The sequence below is a fragment of the Salinarchaeum sp. IM2453 genome (assembly GCF_019693215.1).
Lineage (GTDB): Archaea > Halobacteriota > Halobacteria > Halobacteriales > Salinarchaeaceae > IM2453.
Genome location: NZ_CP081183.1, coordinates 2091115 through 2109303, shown reverse-complemented (window position 1 = coordinate 2109303; position 18189 = coordinate 2091115). Strand labels below are relative to the sequence as shown.

Annotated in this window: 14 protein-coding genes; 6 read left to right on the top strand and 8 right to left on the bottom strand. The window is 45.7% G+C overall.

Annotated features, from left to right (window positions below; translation table 11 throughout):
- Positions 1 to 25: 25 nt before the first annotated feature.
- From K0C01_RS10085 to K0C01_RS10075, 3 genes are all read right to left on the bottom strand, one after another.
- Entirely contained in the window at positions 26 to 898 is an 873-nt protein-coding gene (locus K0C01_RS10085) for a 1,4-dihydroxy-2-naphthoyl-CoA synthase (protein ID WP_221169581.1), read from the bottom strand.
- A gap of 158 nt (positions 899 to 1056) precedes the next feature.
- Complete coding sequence (gene menD / locus K0C01_RS10080) at positions 1057 to 2817, bottom strand: 2-succinyl-5-enolpyruvyl-6-hydroxy-3-cyclohexene-1-carboxylic-acid synthase (protein WP_221169580.1); 1761 nt, start codon at positions 2815 to 2817, stop codon at positions 1057 to 1059.
- Between the two features lie 96 nt (positions 2818 to 2913).
- Positions 2914 to 4248 (bottom strand): isochorismate synthase, encoded by a 1335-nt coding sequence (locus K0C01_RS10075; RefSeq protein WP_221169579.1) that lies wholly within the window; start codon positions 4246 to 4248, stop codon positions 2914 to 2916.
- Positions 4249 to 4601: 353 nt separating this feature from the next.
- Between K0C01_RS10075 and K0C01_RS10070 the strand changes: the two genes are divergently transcribed.
- Entirely contained in the window at positions 4602 to 4820 is a 219-nt protein-coding gene (locus K0C01_RS10070) for a DUF7120 family protein (RefSeq protein ID WP_221169578.1), read from the top strand.
- A 33-nt stretch (positions 4821 to 4853) separates the two neighbouring features.
- Here K0C01_RS10070 and K0C01_RS10065 read toward each other — a convergent pair whose 3' ends face one another.
- From K0C01_RS10065 to hemG, 3 genes are all read right to left on the bottom strand, one after another.
- Entirely contained in the window at positions 4854 to 5591 is a 738-nt protein-coding gene (locus tag K0C01_RS10065) for a universal stress protein (RefSeq protein WP_221169577.1), read from the bottom strand.
- A 116-nt stretch (positions 5592 to 5707) separates the two neighbouring features.
- The gene (locus K0C01_RS10060; RefSeq protein WP_221169576.1) at positions 5708 to 5848 is read right to left on the bottom strand and encodes a DUF7550 family protein; all 141 of its coding nucleotides are present in this window, start codon (positions 5846 to 5848) and stop codon (positions 5708 to 5710) included.
- 72 nt (positions 5849 to 5920) lie between these two features.
- Positions 5921 to 7192 carry a protoporphyrinogen oxidase gene (hemG, locus tag K0C01_RS10055; RefSeq protein WP_221169575.1) on the bottom strand — a complete coding sequence of 424 codons (1272 nt, stop codon included), beginning with the start codon at positions 7190 to 7192 and terminating at the stop codon, positions 5921 to 5923.
- Between the two features lie 360 nt (positions 7193 to 7552).
- On the opposite strand from hemG, the gene mgtE reads away from it, so the two are divergent.
- Positions 7553 to 8569: a magnesium transporter gene (gene mgtE, locus K0C01_RS10050; RefSeq protein WP_221169574.1), complete on the top strand. Its 1017-nt coding sequence runs from the start codon at positions 7553 to 7555 to the stop codon at positions 8567 to 8569.
- A 457-nt stretch (positions 8570 to 9026) separates the two neighbouring features.
- Here the strand turns inward: mgtE and K0C01_RS10045 are convergent, their stop codons facing one another.
- On the bottom strand, positions 9027 to 9827 hold the full coding sequence (locus K0C01_RS10045) for a TrmB family transcriptional regulator (protein WP_221169573.1): 801 nt from the start codon (positions 9825 to 9827) through the stop codon (positions 9027 to 9029).
- 585 nt (positions 9828 to 10412) lie between these two features.
- Here K0C01_RS10045 and K0C01_RS10040 point away from each other — a divergent pair.
- Both K0C01_RS10040 and K0C01_RS10035 read left to right on the top strand, forming a co-directional pair.
- Complete coding sequence (locus K0C01_RS10040) at positions 10413 to 11279, top strand: transposase (RefSeq protein ID WP_221169572.1); 867 nt, start codon at positions 10413 to 10415, stop codon at positions 11277 to 11279.
- A gap of 605 nt (positions 11280 to 11884) precedes the next feature.
- Complete coding sequence (locus K0C01_RS10035; protein WP_221169571.1) at positions 11885 to 13255, top strand: PAS domain-containing sensor histidine kinase; 1371 nt, start codon at positions 11885 to 11887, stop codon at positions 13253 to 13255.
- A 55-nt stretch (positions 13256 to 13310) separates the two neighbouring features.
- On the opposite strand, the gene K0C01_RS10030 is transcribed toward K0C01_RS10035, so the two are convergent.
- A complete protein-coding gene (locus K0C01_RS10030; RefSeq protein ID WP_221169570.1) occupies positions 13311 to 16295 on the bottom strand; it encodes a sensor histidine kinase in 2985 nt (994 codons plus the stop codon).
- A gap of 178 nt (positions 16296 to 16473) precedes the next feature.
- Here K0C01_RS10030 and K0C01_RS10025 point away from each other — a divergent pair, with 178 nt between their 5' ends.
- Both K0C01_RS10025 and K0C01_RS10020 read left to right on the top strand, forming a co-directional pair.
- Positions 16474 to 16698, top strand: a complete 225-nt coding sequence (locus K0C01_RS10025) for a hypothetical protein (RefSeq protein ID WP_221169569.1) — start codon at positions 16474 to 16476, stop codon at positions 16696 to 16698.
- 197 nt (positions 16699 to 16895) lie between these two features.
- On the top strand, positions 16896 to 18176 hold the full coding sequence (locus K0C01_RS10020) for an OFA family MFS transporter (RefSeq protein WP_255568270.1): 1281 nt from the start codon (positions 16896 to 16898) through the stop codon (positions 18174 to 18176).
- Positions 18177 to 18189 lie beyond the last annotated feature (13 nt).

Genomic DNA, 18189 nt, shown 5'->3' with positions numbered 1-18189 from the left:
GTATGTGATAACAGCGTTGAGAGAGTTAGTATGGCCACTCAAATTGGTCAAAATCCGGCTCTCGTCCATCAACAAATGCATCTCTGCCTTCTTTTGCTTCTTCTGTCTGATATGCTAACCGCGTAGCTTCACCAGCGAAGACTTGCTGGCCGACCAATCCATCGGAGTCGAGATTGAATGCGTATTTTAGCATACGCATTGCGGTTGGGCTTTTTTTATTTATTATTTCGGCTACCTCTATCGCTCGATTTTCAAGCTCCACATGTGGAACTACTTCATTGACCATCCCCATCTCAGCAGCTTCCTCTGCTGAATAAGATTTCCCGAGGAAGAAAATTTCTCGTGCTTTCTTTTGGCCAACTTGTCGTGCTAGATACGCTGAACCGAAGCCGCCATCAAAGCTTGCAACGTCTGGATCAGTTTGCTTGAATTTAGCATTTTCTTTACTTGCTATTGTTAAGTCACAAACGACGTGGAGACTATGGCCACCACCAACTGCCCAGCCAGGAACAACAGCAACAACGATCTTCGGGATGTGTCGAATTAGTCGTTGGACTTCAAGAATATGAAGCCGGCCAATATCAGCAGAATCATGTTCATACTCATAGCCTTCTTCACCTCGTACCGTTTGATCACCACCAGCAGAGAATGCCCATCCACCATCTTTGCTCGACGGACCGTTGCCCGTCAGTAGTACACAGCCGACAGATGTCAGCTTCTTTGCGTGCTCGAAGGCCTGATAGAGCTCATCGACTGTTTTTGGTCGAAAAGCATTTCGAATATCTGGACGGTCAAATGCGATTCGGACGGTTTTTTCTCGACGATGATAGGTAATATCCTCGAAGTCAAAGTCAGACACTTCCTCCCATTCTGATTGATCCAGCAGTTCTGAGACCATAGTTAACTAGTGTGTATTCGTAACGGTATATGTTCGGTTATCAACGATGGTATGAACACAGTTCCCAGAGTTCACCAACCCGCAGCACATGTGGACTAAACAACTGCTCTGTGCCCGGTGGCGCTGGGAATCCGTCTTGACTATCTTTTTGAAAAGCGTTATCGCTGGCTGAGTTTCGATTGTAACTGTTGCTGAAGTTGTTCACGATTTCGGTGGCTAATCTCCGAATTAAACTGAATTTCAATAATATCTGTCCCAGATGTATTTATCGAATGTTTACAGGCTTTGGCGAGCTCAGATACAGTATTGACGTATTGATATTGAATTCCATATAAGTCTCCTGCTGATCTAAAGTTCAGTTGATGTGGTGTTTTGAATCCTTCTGTAAATGGTGGATCAAACGATTCAATCGGCAGTTTGTGAAATATCCCTCCTCCATCATTGTTAATAAGCACAATTGTTAGATCAATATCATGCCGTCCTGCAGCTAACAGACCATTCATATCATGGTAGAATGCCAAATCGCCAATCACAAGGACAGTTGGATCTGAGGTGGCCGATGCTGCGCCAAAAGCTGTTGATGTGATTCCATCGATACCGCTTGCTCCACGATTTCCAATGGCAGTAATCTCATCTGCCTTCGCCTGACCGAACCGATCAAGATCACGGACAGGCATACTGTTTGAGACGACGAGAGTGGCTTTCTCAGGTAGTGTATCGAGAACTGCCTTTATTGCCGATCCTTCAAGTTCAACATCTATCCCATTGATCAGTTGCCAGTGTGTCTGCTCGGCCTGGCGTAGCCATGTGGTCAATTCGTTATCCGAAGCAGGTGTGACAGATGCGGTGATTCGTTTGATTGTTTCTCCAGCACTTCCCGTGACTAAATCTGTTGCAGTAAACTCAGCTTCTCGCCATTGACCGGCTGGATCGACTAGTATCTGTTGTGTATCAATCGCTGCAAGATATTTTCGGAGTGATTTCGATGTTGGTGAAGCACCAATACGAAGCACAAGATCCGGAGTCGGAATAGTGTTTATTTGGTCTGTGCTGATGTATGCATCGTATCCACTGCAAATAAGGATGTCATTTCGGTTATTATATGAGCTAAATCGTAGGTTTGAGAGCGGATCTGCAAAAATCGGCGCATCAATAGTTGCTGCCAACTCAACTACTTCTTTACCAGCTTCGGACCTTGGATCAGCTGGACCAGCAACAATGAGTGGACGAGAGCTGTCTTCGATTTTTGATACCAACTGATCTACTGACTCGGGGACAGTAGCGGCTGTTGTAAGATTCACAAATGCATCGTTTCGTCCCTGTACAGCTTCTGGTGCCTGTTCTTGCAGGCTATCTGGAATATCTTCTGGAATGTCTGTTGGCTCAAGTGGTTTTTCGAATGGAACGTTAAGATGAACGGGGCCACTCGGAGGATTCAGTGCTGCAGAAATGGCCTGTGTCACCGTTGTCCGCAATGAACGTAGCATACGTGGTGATGAAGCTGGCTTTGGGAGTTGCTGAAATAGTCGAACAGCGTCACCGTAGAGCTTCTGTTGATCAATAGTCTGATTTGCACCACTATTGCGTAATTCAGGTGGTCGATCAGCCGTTAGCACGAACATGGGAACACGAGCCTGGTTTGCTTCTATCACCGCTGGATGAAAGTTTGCGGCTGCCGTTCCTGATGTACAAATGATCGGTGTAGGCTCCCCTGTTCTCCGGGCTTGGCCCAGTGCAAAATAGGCCATCGACCGTTCGTCAAGATGTGTATACACGGTAATATCATCTGTCGCGAAAGCTGCTTCGGTAAGTGGTGTGGATCTGCTCCCCGGAGCAATGCACACCTGTTCAATTCCTGCTACCGCAAGCTCGCTAAGGATTGTTCGGCCCCACAGTGTGTTTCGGTTTGGTGCCGTCATTCAATGATAGTAGTTTTCATGTAGCGCCGTTTATCGTTTTGGTAACTATGTTGAGCTCCTCTCACTCCTAAAGGAGTGGGAATTTCGCCTCGCAATTTATAAGTTTGTCAGCACTGGATCATATTTTAGATTCACTTCTTCCCATTCTTCTTCAGGAACACTGTCCGATACAATCCCGTTTCCAGCAAAAAGCCGTAATTTGGAGTTTGTATTGACTCCTGATCGAATTCCAACTGCAAATTCTCCATATCCATCAGCATCAAACCAGCCAACAGGCGAAGCATACCATCCGCGCTGAAACGGCTCAAGCTCTTGGATTGTTCGCAATGCTAATTCCTTTGGTAGTCCACCTACAGCGGGTGATGGATGTAGCATGCTAAGAATATCGAGAATATGTGTCTTTGATGTAGCATTTGCTGAGATAGGTGTGTGAAGATGCTGAATATTATTAAATTTCTTCACAGAACGATCTTCTGTTGTTACTGATCCAAACGATTGGAGTGCAGAGGTGATTGTATCGGTCACTAGTTGTTGCTCATGACGGGTTTTCTCAGAGGATAGCAGTGAATCGGCATACTGTTGATCCAGTTTTTCAGTATCTCCTCTGGGAGCAGAACCAGCGAGTGCTTCCGTGGCAATATCCATGTCATCAACTGCAAGGAGCCGTTCTGGTGGCGGGCCAAAAAACGCATTTTTCGCTGAAGGCTGGATAAGAAAGTGATAGCACTTCGGGTACTCTAGGCTAAATTGTCTGAGAATCGTCGGTATATCTAATCGATTGTTGAGTGAGACATCCATAGCAGTCGCTACAACAATTTTCTGCAACTGTGTCTCATCAATAGTCGAGACGGCGTCAGTGACAATCTGTATCCACTCTTCTTTATTTGGGATGATTGTTGTTGTCTCGATCGCTGGTGGTTGTTCAGCGCCGTAATAGCTTTCAGGCAGTTGTGTAGCTGCAGCCTTGAGTTCTACTTCCAGCTGTGATGGGTCATGAGGCTCTGTGTCAACTACAGTCTTAACAAGATACAGATGCTCCCCATTTCGAATCAGCATCTGTTCCGGTAGGACAAAGTAACCTGCTGGGAAGTCACTCCAGTGGTCCTTTGCAACGTGTTTGCTATCAAATGAGAATCCACCGAAGACGCGCGGCCGAGTGATTTCTGGTCCAATATGCGTAATATTTGAAAATAGCTGTTCGGCGGCTGTATGAATTGCATCAAAGCGACTTTCTTCGTGAGTTGCTTGTATGACTGCGGCCGCTCCAGCCCCGGCAAAAGTCATATCGTTACGATCCTGCCAAAAAATCCGAGGTGCTGTCTGCTGAGACAGCCACTGGTAGATATTCACCGTGTCTGCGGGATCTACTTCCACGGCAACCGTTGTTACCGTCTGCTCCATCAGATGCGGCACCTCACTTCTCGTCTTCATCTATACACTAGATGGGCCTACGCTCCCTTATGGATGTCTTTTCCAGAAGTTCAGTTTCTTTATTTGACTTTTCCAAGCTAAGTCTCTGAGATTAAGGAGCAATCAAAGAGGTGGAAGTAAGGCGTGGATACAGCCGTCCAACAGTGTACCCGTTTTTTACGGTGTACTACTGAAAGCTACTGAAAATTGGAACGGTAAGTTGACTTGGGCACGCTTGACCCAGGAATGGTATGCTTGTTTCATCACTATATGCATTCTTTCTCTGTACCTGCATTCTTGATTTCTGTGACAACTAACAATATTGGGCGTAGCCCGTCAAACTTAAATGCTACTCAGGCAAAACCACAATCCAGATGCCTAAAGTTGAAGTTACTATTCCCGATCATCTCGAGATGCAGATTGCACAATTAGTTGAAAAAGGCGAATTCCTAAATCAGGAGGAAGCAGTTGAAGAACTGCTCTCAACAGGAATCAAGGCGTACAAGACTAGTGGTCCATCCGATGAAGATGACGAGCCAAGTGGGTTCGAAGATGACGGGATGATGGGCCACGACGATGAGTATGTTTTCTAACAGAGTTCCGCCGCCGTGATTTGGTACTCTGTGTTACTGTGATACATTGTTTGAATCATCTTGATTCCGCACAACCAACACTGGTATTGAGACAGCATTGATAATCCGTTCTGGAATTGTTCCAATTGTTAGACTGGCAAGTGACGGCTCTGATTCTCCGATAATGAGTAAATCGTAGCCAGACACAAACGTTTCAACTTGCTCAGTTACATTGTCTGATTGTGCTGTCTCCCACGTGATCCGACTTTCATCGATGCCTGCATCAACAAATTCAGAAACAGCTGTATTCATCAGTTGACGCGTGTCTTCTTCATCAGATTCTGGTGCGATCACACCAAAAATTGTTACTTCACCATCATGCTGTGACAGCAATGGTCCCACGACCGAAGTGATACGAGTAAGATTTACCTCCCCTCGGATTGAGACTACAATCCGGTCAAATTGGTCTGCTTTCCCAGGAGTCAGCACAAAGTCTGCCTGTGTTTGTTCAGCTGCCTTATCAACGCTCTTCGGACGGCTGTGCGAAAACGCAACTAGAGTCTCAACTTCGATATCAGCCGTCTCAAATGCCTGCTTGAGGTCAGCAATGTTTTGCTTCGCTTCATCTTCAAACTGATTGCGCAATTGAGATGGAGCAGACTGATCGGGGACCGGATACCATCCCAAGATGATCACTTTTGCAGTCTGGAAAAGATTAACAATAGACCGGTCATATGTCTCTGGATCTGACGCATCAACCGGGACGAGGACCGTCGGTTTGCTACTATTCATGGCAGTGGATATCCACATATCTCGTCTCTGGCCCTATGAATGTACGCACGTACTTTTTATTGATAAAACACATATCAAGGCTAGTCAATTGGTAGGGATATTGGATTCAAATCGGACTACAGCCCAATGTGCCAGATCAATGGCAATATGACAACGAGTACAATTGCAAGAAGTAGTACGAAAGCCCCAATAAGGACTTGCGTTCGTGTAAAATCACTCTGTGGTGCTGTTGTTCGCCCTGTTGGTGATTGTTCCATAGCCAGCATCAAACACTACATCTACTTAATTTTTTGAGTTTGACATGCGCGGACTAAAACAAATCCGAACAGCTAATTTTGCTTGTCAGCAAGGATATCCGCTAATCTCGAAGCATTTCGGACACGTCCGATGATACCCGGACGATCCGTAAAACTCGCACAAAAGTGGAGGTTGCTTGGTAAAGATATCTCGTCAAGTGCTGTCCATGAAGTATCGTACGCTGGCATTCCAGGGCTCCATCGATGTACTGTAATTGGCGATGCTGGAGCTCCGGTAATGTCAGTAAATGCAGTCGCAGCAACTTCACCCAACTCTTTATCTGAGGCATCTGCCATCCGTGGAAAACTATTTGTATCTACATATGCCGTAAAAAGCCTATCACGATCCAGAAAGCTATGGTTCCATGTAAGTCCACTAATCGAAACGGAACTATCTGATGGAACAAGGGTCCCAATACCCTCCCCGTCAAATGGCGATTTGAGAAACACCATTCCAATAGTGTTATAATTAAATTGTTGAAGTAAGTCGGCAAGTTGAGAGTCACATGGTCTTAAAAATGTACTAGCTTGGTTAGCAGGAGTAGTAATGACAAGCTCGTCAACCGCTGTTTCATGTGTTGACGTGTTGATTATGTAATCGCCATTTTGCCGTTGGACAGATTTCACGGGGGTATCAAGCTCAATTGTATCTGAATTGACCTGGTATAATTGTTTGGTTAGTGTTCCAAGGCCAGAATCAAGCGTATACACTGGGGGCGTATTCCGTCCCTTCAGAACTTTTTGCAGGCCACTAAGTAGGATACTCCCGTTGATATCTGCTTTGTTTAGAGCTCTGCCCAGTGAATACCTCATTAACATTTCATCAGTGTCTGTGCCATATAGGCCACTGTACAACGGCCCGAGCCATCGGCGCGCAATCTCTGCCCCAAACTTTCTGGTCAGAAACGTATCAACGGACTCGTTAGGCTGTTGTGGAGGAGTGAAAGGCTCTTTCAGAGCACGAACCTTGCCCTGGAAACTTATCAAATCGGTGGTGATCACCTCTCGGAGAGAAAGAGGAACAACGTGAAGGTCATCATCATGGTGTATAAAAAGAGGGTAGTCCTCATGGCCACGACGTAACTCGTTATCAAGACCAAGCTCATTAATAAGCGATGAAAGCGAGGGAACCAGTCGCAATCGCTGAGGTCCCAGTTCAAGAACATGTCCATCGACAATACGACTTTGAACGATTCCCCCAGGACGCTCACGAGCTTCAAACGTCGTGACATCAACACCATGCTTTCTAAGCTCATGTGTAACTATTAGGCCAGAGATCCCTGCTCCAATAACACCGACGTGCATTAATCATAGACACCCGCTGAGCGCAAATTTATGTTGTGTTTAGGTGTTCGCAGACATTGACATCTACAACGATACCAAGGACTTTCGCTTCCGTAATCTTCCCCCCCAGAGTGGCAGGCGATGCAAGCAGAGCAGGTAGTGCAAAGAGATACTATGAATATTGGGTACATAACGCACAGAGGAATGAAAGCAAAACTATTTTAGATGGATCTAAACATTCCCCCAAATGTATGTTAGCGCACTCAATACATACGCAACCACGGTGGAGTACCACTGAACCGCCCTCTATTTCTCCGGGTTCATGCGGACTTGGACGTCCTGGACAGATCACCGAACTAAGTGCCCTACGAGAAAATAGATATGGAGAGCGCACCTGAGATAATTCGACCAGTTGTATCGGAGGAATACATAGCTGTCGACGACGATGCGTTTGTTGAAGATGCAGTTGAGAAAATGCGGTCCTTTTCACCAAGAGACGACGCAACGACGGTATATTATGTTTATGTCACTGATGAGAACAACCAGTTAGTTGGTGTTGTATCAACTCGACAGCTACTGAATGCTGAACCAGATACTGTTGTGTCTGAGTTGATGGAAAGTGACGTTATTGATGTTAAGATTGATGACGATCCTGAGGATGTAGCTAATCTGATTCGTGAGACAGATTTCCCAGCATTACCTGCTGTTGATAACGGAAAGTTGGTTGGAGTGATCCGAGCCGACGATATCGTTGATGTAATGGAAGAAGAGGCAACGGAGGACATGTTCAAACGAGCAGGATTTGCAGGCATTGAGGCAGATCGAAGTCTTGATGTGCTTGAATCATCGATCGGCCGCATCCTTCAGCTTCGACTTCCATGGCTAATCGTCGCCCTTGCCGGAGGTCTTCTGGCTGCACTTGTCATCGGTGGGTATGAAGAAGAACTTGAAGCTGTTACTGCACTAGCCTTTTTTATCCCAGTTATCATGGACATGGGAGGAAACGTTGGAACTCAAGCGTCTACCATCTTCGTTCGTGGACTTGCGGTCGGACACATCGATGATCGCAACGCAATGCGGCACTTCGCCCGTGAAGGACTGATTGGCGGGGTTATTGGTTTGATCGTTGGATTCCTAGGTGCTGCAGGCGCGTATCTCTGGCAAGGCGTGTACGCAGGTAACGACTTCGCCCCAGAACTGACGTTAGTTGTCTTCGTCAGTCTTGTGGCCGTCTGTGTCATTGCCTCCGTAGTCGGATATGTCATACCATGGATTATCCATAAGCTTGGATACGATCCGGCAGCGGCGTCTGACCCACTGATTACGACGGTCAAGGACGTGACTGCATTGATTATTTACTTCAGTCTCGCGGCTTTCCTACTCGCAGAACTTATTTAGGCTACCCCTCGGGGACGCCCCCCGATACTCAGCCCACTTCTCTATAGACAAACTGTTGATTGACGAATTGGTTAACTTGTACGCAGGCTAATCTCATCTGGTTGATAAGTAAAGTGTGTCCGGAAAATCAGCAGTACTGTCAAACATGCGGGGGGAAGGGGGGTATGTTGAACGAACTGCCCGGACACAACCACGCGGCGGATAGTGATTTGCCGCGTGTATTAGCATTAACACAGGCATCATACATAATACTTGTTGTGATTAATCGAGTCACATAATAATATCTGCAATTCCTGACAATTAATAGTAAAATTGTATATGACATTTTTCATGCTGGTCAACTGCCTCTGGGGACAAAGCTTACCTCAGATACCTGTGGACCATCACAGGCTACGGAGGTAGCAGACAGAGTGCCTCAGGGAAAATCCTGTGACACTGCAGACCTTTCCAGTAGGAATCAACTGTCGGTCTGTATCCCAGATAGCATTAATCGGCGGATAATGGCAACAACCCCATTGCTAAACCCACTCCCGACAATCGCCTGTCTACTTTGTTGCTTAAAATTTTGATCGTATGAGCTGACAAGCAGTTTTGATCGATCAACTAAAAGTATTTGTCCGATAGCTGTTGAATCATCTTCATAGCTTTCATCCAGCCATGTGAGATTAGATGTAAATACCTCAGCGTCCGGTAGAGTCGAACTGAGTTTATCAGAGGTCTGTTCGCTGGTTGTTCCAATTGTAAGTGAGACATTCATATCGGATACATCCTGAAGTAATTGAATGACTGTATCAGACATCAGTGCTTCCTGACCGAATAAGACAACAATCTCACTATCTGCTTCATTGAGTAACGAGTTGATGTGACTGTAGATTGCCTTTTTGCCGCTTATACTCCATACCTCCTGACTGACATCTGGTTCTTCCTCGAGTGGAATTGGCTCTAGTCGGTGTAGAATTGTCTGTAGTCGGTCAGTCTGTGACTGATATTCTCGTCTTAAAATATCAATTGCAGCGTCAACAGAGACTGCCCGAAACACCTGTGGACTTGTGTGATGTACCTCAACAAGTCCTTTGGATTCAAGCACTCGAACCGCATCGTAGACCCGTGTTCGGGGCACATCTGAAATAGCACTAATATCTTTGGCTGTTGCACTTGTCGTTCGAGTAAGTGCAACAAACGATTCAGCCTCATATTCTCGAAGACCAAGTTCCTGTAAGATTTCTATAGCTTTCTCGTAATCCGAATTGTTGGTCATGGGTCCCAACCCCCCTGGTAGTTCATTGGCAGAGTATTTGATAGTTTATGCTCTATGAATATATTTCCGACAGCAGCGAATTAAGCGAATACTAACTTAAACATTTGTCATCTTATAGTATATAATCAACGGATAACAATTTTATGCAGATTATAGGTATCTGAAAAGATAATTACGTTTAGTTTGAGCATCCTGTTAGAACTGGTGATTGTCACGTCTCGGGTACTTTGCCTGCAGAATCTGGGGATAGACTTCACATAGTATAAACAGTCTTCCTGATGGTCTCGCGATGATATCGCTCCTCGGTACCTATGGCTACTCTCACAAGGTACTCTTGAATGTGAAAGTATCAGAAATTAACTCAGATAATCACAACAAAAATAAGTCAGGGGATGTTACACCAAAATGGCGCGTGGAGTGGGTCCCAACCTATATGCCACGCGCCACCTTTATATTATAGCTGAATAATGGTTGCACAGTGTTTTAGCTGCTTCTTACAGCGGTATTGAGGGGAAAGCCCATTCCTTTAGGGGCGTGGATGTTAAAGTCCGTAAGAATTCACAATGAGACGGTGACGATAGGCGCTTGGAACTCATCTATGACGAACACGCTGCCCAGCTTCGTATCAAGCATCCTGTCCCCATTCAACCAGACAAGATCCGTGAACAGCGAGAGGATGCCTTCACTCACACACTCGACACCGGGGACACGGCGCAGACAGCCGCCATCGACGTAGGTGCGAACAGTACGTTGTTTGTTGTCACAGAAGACGGTAATGCTGCTGTGTCCCATGCCTGCCCGGAATTTGAGCGGCTTCAGAGCTATTCGGGACGAATCGCAGGACTCCAATCGGAGCTTCTAAGCAAAGAATCCACAAGTCGCCTGATTCAACGACTGTATGACACTCGCACCCGAAAGTGCGACCACAGTCGAAATTCGGCGGTGAACCACATTGCTGACTGGCTACTCGAACGGAATGTTGACGCGGTGTACGTTGGTGATTTGACCGATGTGCTGGACACGCATTGGAGTGCTGCGGTAAACCAGAAAAATCACGCTTTTTGGTCGTATCGGCAACTCTCGGCTCGGATCGATCTGACACTCAGTGATGTTGGGATTGTGTTCCAGGAAGTGAGTGAAGCCGATTCGAGTAGCGAGTGTCCCGAGTGCGGAAGTAGTGAGGTGGCTCGCAATGGCGATTCATTCCGGTGTCATGATTGTCGGTTGGATGCACACAGCGACGTGGCAGGGACGTGGAACATCTTGCAGTCTGAAGGAGGGCCGATGGCCCGGCCCGCTGCCCTGTCTGCTGAGCGCGACAGGAGCGCACCCACCGAAGGGGCATACTGGGGGTGGAATGGACACAGCTGGACACCCGTCGATTTTGGGAAACAGTTGCGTCCGCCCGACCAACCCAGCGTCAGCGAACCCGCAAATTCACAGCCGGGGTAATCCAACCGGGAATACCCAGGGAGGAAACCCACAGCTTCAGCCGTGTGGGGAGGTCAAGTACACGTCTAACAGACAAAAAAAGAGCTCTCTGTGGATAATAGGTATAAGAGTTACCGTGTTATCTGTTCAGGGACAGCTGATACGATGACAATTCGATTTATTGATCCTTGAGTGAACCGCCTCGGGGTCAAGCCCCAAGGCACTCGGCCTGCTCCGCCTGTAGATGCAGTATCTAGCTGCCTATCATATAGGTCCTTCATAACGGGAAATTACCACCGTGTAGACTGGGGCGCATGTTTACATGATAATGTCGATAAATGCGATAAGAACTGCGACGATTGACGCTGAAACAGCCAGTCCGATTGTAAGAATTGCTGCTAGCTCCATGTTTGAATTTTCATTCTGGAGGTATATTGCAGTATCGAATTGCCTATGAACCGTCTCAGGACAAGGTGGTTCGAGAGATGCCGTCTATCGTCACCACATGATTGCCAGCGAGTTGTTTTAGCTCTACTCTTAGCAATGCTTTACAGACAGACATATCGACGAACGGAGCTCACTAAGCGATGGACTCATACCTGTAGCTTGAAATGTTGTTGTACAGGATGGACGACCCAAGAGTAGTTGCTCATTCCGAAGAACAAAAGCAAGTTGTTTTTGACCGGGTTTCAGATGCTGTATTCGCGCTCGATACGCAGTGGCAGTTTACATATGCTAATCCCACAGCTATTGAGTTGCTGCGTACGTCTGCAGAAGAACTTTGTAATGGTACAGTTTGGCAGATATTATCGGAGATCCAAGGCACAACAATTGGGAAAACACTCCGGCGGGCAATGAACAAACAGCAAACGGAAACAGTTGAAACGTACTGCCATCAACACGATCGATGGTACAACATGCGGGTGTATCCAGATTCTGAAGGGCTCACTGTGTTTATGCAAGACACTACGGATCGACAAAAGGGGAGAAGCTACCTGCAGTCGTTTAAATCGATGGTAAACGAGTTGGAACATTCGGTTATCATCACGGATACAGATGGGATAATCGAATACGCAAATACTGCAGCCGTTGAAAAAACAGGTTATAGTAGAGAAGAGTTACAAGGGAATACGCCTCGCATACTAAAGTCAGGAGAGCACAAAAAGGCATTATATGCTGATCTCTGGGAAACAATACTTAGCGGACATAAATGGAGGGGGGAACTCGTCAATGAGCGAAAAACCGGGGAGCGATATATAATTGACCAGACAATTACACCAGTCACCGACAAATCTGGATCGCCAATAAAGTTTATCGCTGTAAATCGAGAGATTTCTAATCAAAAACTTCGTAAACAGCGGCTAGAAGTACTGAATCGGATTCTTCGTCACAACTTACGAAACAGCGCGACAGTTATCCATGGATATGCAGAGGAAATAAAATCTTCCATAGCAGAGAACGAGAGTCGAATAGCTGAGATAATCAAAGATGAAGCGGTAAGGTTAATCGAAGTAGGAGAAGAGGCGAGGCAATTTGATGAACTGTTAACAGAAACAACACAAAACGAGTCTGTGAATCTCAGCTCAGTTGTTTGCCAGATCAAGGAAGAGTTTCAGTCCCAAGACAAAGCAGTTGATATTCAACTAAATATCTGTCCAAATGACACGGTACAAGCTGACAAAGACCTACTTACAGTGATTCTCAGAGAAATATTTGAGAATGCTGTCGAGCATAACGATACGGCGACACCAAAAGTGAGTGTTAAAACCAAGAGAGTCGATCAGCATATGACAATCTGTATACAAGACACCGGTCCGGGCATACCAGAAGAAGAGTTAAGACCACTTATTGATGGCACAGAAACGGCGTTACACCATGGAAGTGGTCTGGGATTATGGCTGATTAAATGGGGCATTCGACAGATGCAGGGAGCAGTATCATTTAACAACATTGACAGCGGGACAAAGGTTAAATTGGTGTTACCAACTACTGGCTGATAATATAAACTGTCTCTGGTTGAGCTTCCAAGATGTTTAATTTGTTTTATTGTGATCAATATGATGTTTTTTCGAAAGAGTCAGCTGCAGTCGTCTGTAATCGAACCGTGACAATACTGCCATTTTCAGTCGAGGTGTAGTCTAATTCCCCAGCATAGTCTTCAATAAGCCATGTGACAAGCCATAATCCCAGTCCACTTCCGTGGCTTAATTGTGTAACCTCCCGCTCTCGGGTAACAACCTCCCACTCGACAGGATCAATCCCTGGGCCATTGTCCGCAATTTCGACTTCTACAGCACCGTTTGTTTGGTTCAGGTTGATTTCAGTGTAAGGGTTGCCTGTGTTCACATATCGTAGTGCATTATCAATTAGTTCTTCGAACACAATATCCAGTCGATCATCCGCAAGAACGTAAACATCCTCTGAAAAATTAATATCGATTACTGCTGTTGGGAACTCATTTTCTAGTTTGCTGATTATTGTAGATAGAACGCTCGTTAGATTGATCGGATCCATCGGAGCTGGATCGTCAGTGATTGTTTCCGCGATACGCTTTGCTGTCTCACTGAGCTCTTGTAATTCTGAGCCAGAATTATAGACACGTCGCGCATACTCTCTATGTGGTTCCTCCAATTGGTCCATCATCACTTCAGCAAATCCTGTGATCGCTGTCAATTCATTTCTAAGGTTATGCCTAAGAAGACGGTGAAGAACGGTTAATTGCTCTTCGCGACGCTTAATGCCGGTAATGTCAGTGTAAATTCTGAAGCTACGAGAACGACCAGAGATTGAGTATGGAATCTGATGACATAGGAAATGTTTTCGGCCGCTCTTTGTCGTTTCAGTAATCTCCTGTGTCATAATAGTAGACGGGGAGAAAGTGTTGGGGTCTCCTGGGATCAGTGTATTTGTCATTGATTCGATTTTCTCCCCTTTCATATCCTTTTCAGAAGTTTGCACTAGGTCAGTGTATGCATTGTTTGCCGTCTGGATCTGTATTCTATTATCACAGTATTCAAGCTCAACTGCAGGATCAGGGAGATGTTCAAACAAATATCGAAAACGCTCACGCTCCTGTTTTATTTGCTGCTCTTTTGCTCGAAGTGTTGATATATTTTGAGCGATACCAACTATTTCTTGATCGTTGCTATGCTCATCAAACGTAGATAATTCGATTTCAAGAGGGATTTCATCGCCATCAGCAGTAATGGCAACTGTTTGGTATTGCTGGCTTGATTGAGTAGGATCTTGTCGGATTTCGTTGGCCATTTCTCGGATGGGCAGTATATCTTCGTCTTGAATATACCGTTCAAAAGACGTTCCAATCATTTCATCAACCGTATATCCCAGTAGCCTAGCAAGAGGCTCTGTGACTAAAGTAAATATTCCTGAACCGTCAACGGTCCAAACCATCCCTTCTACGGTCTCAAGTATATTAGCATAGCGAGTGATCTCATGTTGACGTTCAATTCGTTCTAATGCAGATGAGACTGTTGTGCCAAGTAACTCTGAGACCCGTATATCATTCGAGGTAAATGGAGTCTCACTGTCACTTTTGATAATAATCAGTCCGTAGTCAGCAAGTGGAACAGCAAGGACTGCATATGACTCTTTACTTTTGTCTGTAGTTGTATTAACTACCTTGGTCTGATTAATTTCAGAGAATGAGGATACAGCAACTGACTGCATCATTTCTTCTATGTCATCAGAGAGATTTTTGCTACCAGCTGTTTTCTTCAGCAGGTTATCTGAGTCTCCCTGAAGATATACTGCACTTGCATCAAACCCCAGGACAGTCTGTATATCATCAACGACCCGTTCAGCGAGTGCTGATTTTTCCGTGAGCTGCTGTGTAGCTTGGCTTGTTTCAAGAAGTCCGCTTAGTACTCGTTCGTACCGCTTTCGTTCAGTAACGTTACTAAAGTATACTGATAAACCATCAGGAGACGGATACGCACTTACTTCAAACCAAATATCAAGCGGAGCGAAGTACTCTTCAAAGGAGACTGGCATCTGTTCGTCCATTGCTCGATGATACTCATCATAGAATGCATCTTGGATTGCCTCTGGGAACTCATCCCAGACATTAGTCCCGACTAATTCACCCGCTGGGCGTTCCAATAACTCCGCTGCCGTCTGGTTAACGTATGTGAAATCCCAGTTATTATCTACAGCGAAGAACCCATCTTGAATCCGAGCAAGAATATCCTCAACTTCGTCCCGTGCCGTTTTGATCTCCCGCTCGTATTGGCGTCTCTGAATTGTCGTTTCAGCAACCGCGCCAAGTAGTTCAACTAAGACGATCTCTTGAGCAGTATACTCATCCCGGGGGTTAGTATCAAAGTAACAGAATGTCCCATAGATATCTCCATTTACTTCGACTGGTACACCAAGATAGCTAACAAGCCCAAGATCAGTATATGCCCCAAGTGTAGCAAGATCTGGAGCATCGCGCTCAACATCTGGTAGTGCTGTTGTTTGCTTGTCTGAGACTGTTCGTTTACAGTATGTATCTTCCAGTGAGTAGACATCTCCAGCGTCAAGTGGAAGCCCAGATGAACGTAGTACCTCGAACTCATATTGGTTCCCATCAATATGAGAAAGAACCGAGGCTTCACTATCAAGTATGTTTTCGCCGATTTTGAGTAGTCGATTGATGAGGGTTTCAAAGTCCGAATTGGATGCTGCTATTGCCTGTGAGATATCTCGTATAGTCGATACAAAGTTGTTGTCCTCGTAGTCGTTACCGACTTTGCTGTGATTTGCCAGAAATTCTTGTAGCCATTCATTCAGCTCGTTGTCAGGATCCGCATAATCATCTAACGGAAAGTACCCGGATGCTCCAACGCGAAGAGCCTCGCTCGCTTTAGTTCCGTCTGTGTGGGAGGCTACATATACAATAGGATTTCCTGTCCGTGATGAGAGTGTATCAATGAGATCAATTACGCTTTTCGCTGCTTCAGAATACTCACATTCAAAGACCAGAATACATGTATCATTGGTATCGGGAATTTGCTGAACTGAGGATGATGTTGACATCCGCTCGACGGAAAAAGATGGCAATGAGGGAGTTTTTGGAGGAGATCTTCCAAAAATGATCGCCTTAGTCATGTATTAATCGTATGCGAGTAATCAATAAAAAGCATCTCCATGAGCAGAATCACAGTTCTATCGCCAGTTATTTTATGCTGTCTAATCAAGGTGCAAAACGCTCACAATGAATGTTGAAAATATAAAATCGCAAATTCAAGAAAATGGCGAGCTAATGGCAAAGGTCGAAGAGATTGAGGAACCAGTTGAGCTTCACCTTCATGACACGCGGTTTGAGGATAATATGGTTGTCGTTGATCTCGCCGATGGCGAACTCCGCTTTACAGCAGATCGAGTAGCTGCCACGTGGAAGCACTATCATTCTATTGAGGACTACGGCCTAGACGACTAACAGGGTCAGCACCAGTCAATCGACAATTTAAGCCCTACCTATCCCTCGGTATTATAACGGTAATTATTTCGTCATCAGAGGATTGAATACGATTCCCGGTTCAATAGCGAAATAGAACGTGTGTATTCGGATTATCCGTATGTTCGATTACATCTAACTGGCAGATAAGATATAATTACGAAGGTGAGACTAGTAGAATGAGTGATGACAATTCTCAATCATTTAGTTATTCAAAGAGGGCAAAGTCAATCCTCGGGTTTTCACGATGGTGGCAGTTGGTTGCTGCAGCACTGATGATGGCAGCAGTCAGTCCATATCAATATGTATGGTCGTCCATTGAGAGGCCTCTTGCTGAAAGTCTTGATATTGCATTACCCGCTCTTGGTGCAGTATTCTCATTGTACGTTGTGTTTCAGTCACTCTCACAGTTCCCGGCTGGATGGATCAGAGACCGATATGGCCCACGACAATTGACAATTCTTGCTGCTTTGCTGGCGGGAGGTGGATATATTGGACTAGCATATGCAACTGAGCTATGGCAGTTGTATATGCTATATTCACTGGGAGCAGTCGGTGTAGGTATTATTTATACTGTTGCTGTAAATACTGCTGTCAAATGGTTCCCAGACCGGCCTGGATTTACAACGGGGGTCGGAACGATGGCATTTGCAGCCGGTAGTGTTCTTGTCGTTCCGTATGTGCGTGCTTATGCTGTTCCTGATGCCTATGCAACAGTGCTTCGGAATGTTGGAATTGTGATCCTAGTTGCAATTTTGATCGGGGCTGTCGTTCTCCGAGATCCACCACAAGACTGGATTGAAGCCACCGACGAAGACGATCAAGATCTTGCCGCATCGCTACGTGGTAAGTCATATACTGCCATAGAAATGCTCAAAACTTGGCAATTCTGGCTGTTGTATGCGATGTTTATTGCCGTGGCTAGCGCAGACCTGCTTTTAATCGCAAATATCGTTGGGTATGCAGAACACGTTGGATTTGCAGCGGTCATTGCAACACTGTCAGCGACTGTGTTACCACTCGCCTCGGGTGTGTCACGTATCATACTTGGAGAGTTCTATGATCGGTTTCATTCCCGATACGTCATGGCTGTCTCATTTGCATTGGCTGGACTATTTCGTATTATCCTTGTGTATACCGGAATTGCTGAATTCCAAATATTATTTATCCTCATGGTAGTTCTCGCGATGTTTTTCTCCTCACCACTGTATGTGTACTTCCCGAGTATGATCTCTGAGTACTATGGGATTGAATATAGTTCGGGGAATTATGCAATCGTGTATACAGCTAAAATCGGAGGCGGAGTGTTTTCCGGCGTTGTTGCCGGCTATCTTGTCGTGGCAGTTGGATGGTCAGTGACATTTCTCATCGGCGGCATACTGGCAATACTGGCAGCGCTTGGGGCAATGGTTCTTCGTCCGCCAGCAGAGTCGGGGCTTCAATCAGAGCCCAAACGTTGAACTTGTCGCTAAC

Excerpts from the sequence above, each read along its gene's own strand:
- K0C01_RS10085 (WP_221169581.1), bottom strand. The coding sequence starts at position 898 with ATGGTCTCAGAACTGCTGGATCAATCAGAATGGGAGGAAGTGTCTGAC.
- menD (WP_221169580.1), bottom strand. The coding sequence starts at position 2,817 with ATGACGGCACCAAACCGAAACACACTGTGGGGCCGAACAATCCTTAGC.
- K0C01_RS10075 (WP_221169579.1), bottom strand. The coding sequence starts at position 4,248 with ATGAAGACGAGAAGTGAGGTGCCGCATCTGATGGAGCAGACGGTAACA.
- K0C01_RS10070 (WP_221169578.1), top strand. The coding sequence starts at position 4,602 with ATGCCTAAAGTTGAAGTTACTATTCCCGATCATCTCGAGATGCAGATT.
- K0C01_RS10065 (WP_221169577.1), bottom strand. The coding sequence starts at position 5,591 with ATGAATAGTAGCAAACCGACGGTCCTCGTCCCGGTTGATGCGTCAGAT.
- K0C01_RS10060 (WP_221169576.1), bottom strand. The coding sequence starts at position 5,848 with ATGGAACAATCACCAACAGGGCGAACAACAGCACCACAGAGTGATTTT.
- hemG (WP_221169575.1), bottom strand. The coding sequence starts at position 7,192 with ATGCACGTCGGTGTTATTGGAGCAGGGATCTCTGGCCTAATAGTTACA.
- mgtE (WP_221169574.1), top strand. The coding sequence starts at position 7,553 with ATGGAGAGCGCACCTGAGATAATTCGACCAGTTGTATCGGAGGAATAC.
- K0C01_RS10045 (WP_221169573.1), bottom strand. The coding sequence starts at position 9,827 with ATGACCAACAATTCGGATTACGAGAAAGCTATAGAAATCTTACAGGAA.
- K0C01_RS10035 (WP_221169571.1), top strand. The coding sequence starts at position 11,885 with ATGGACGACCCAAGAGTAGTTGCTCATTCCGAAGAACAAAAGCAAGTT.
- K0C01_RS10030 (WP_221169570.1), bottom strand. The coding sequence starts at position 16,295 with ATGTCAACATCATCCTCAGTTCAGCAAATTCCCGATACCAATGATACA.
- K0C01_RS10025 (WP_221169569.1), top strand. The coding sequence starts at position 16,474 with ATGAATGTTGAAAATATAAAATCGCAAATTCAAGAAAATGGCGAGCTA.
- K0C01_RS10020 (WP_255568270.1), top strand. The coding sequence starts at position 16,896 with ATGAGTGATGACAATTCTCAATCATTTAGTTATTCAAAGAGGGCAAAG.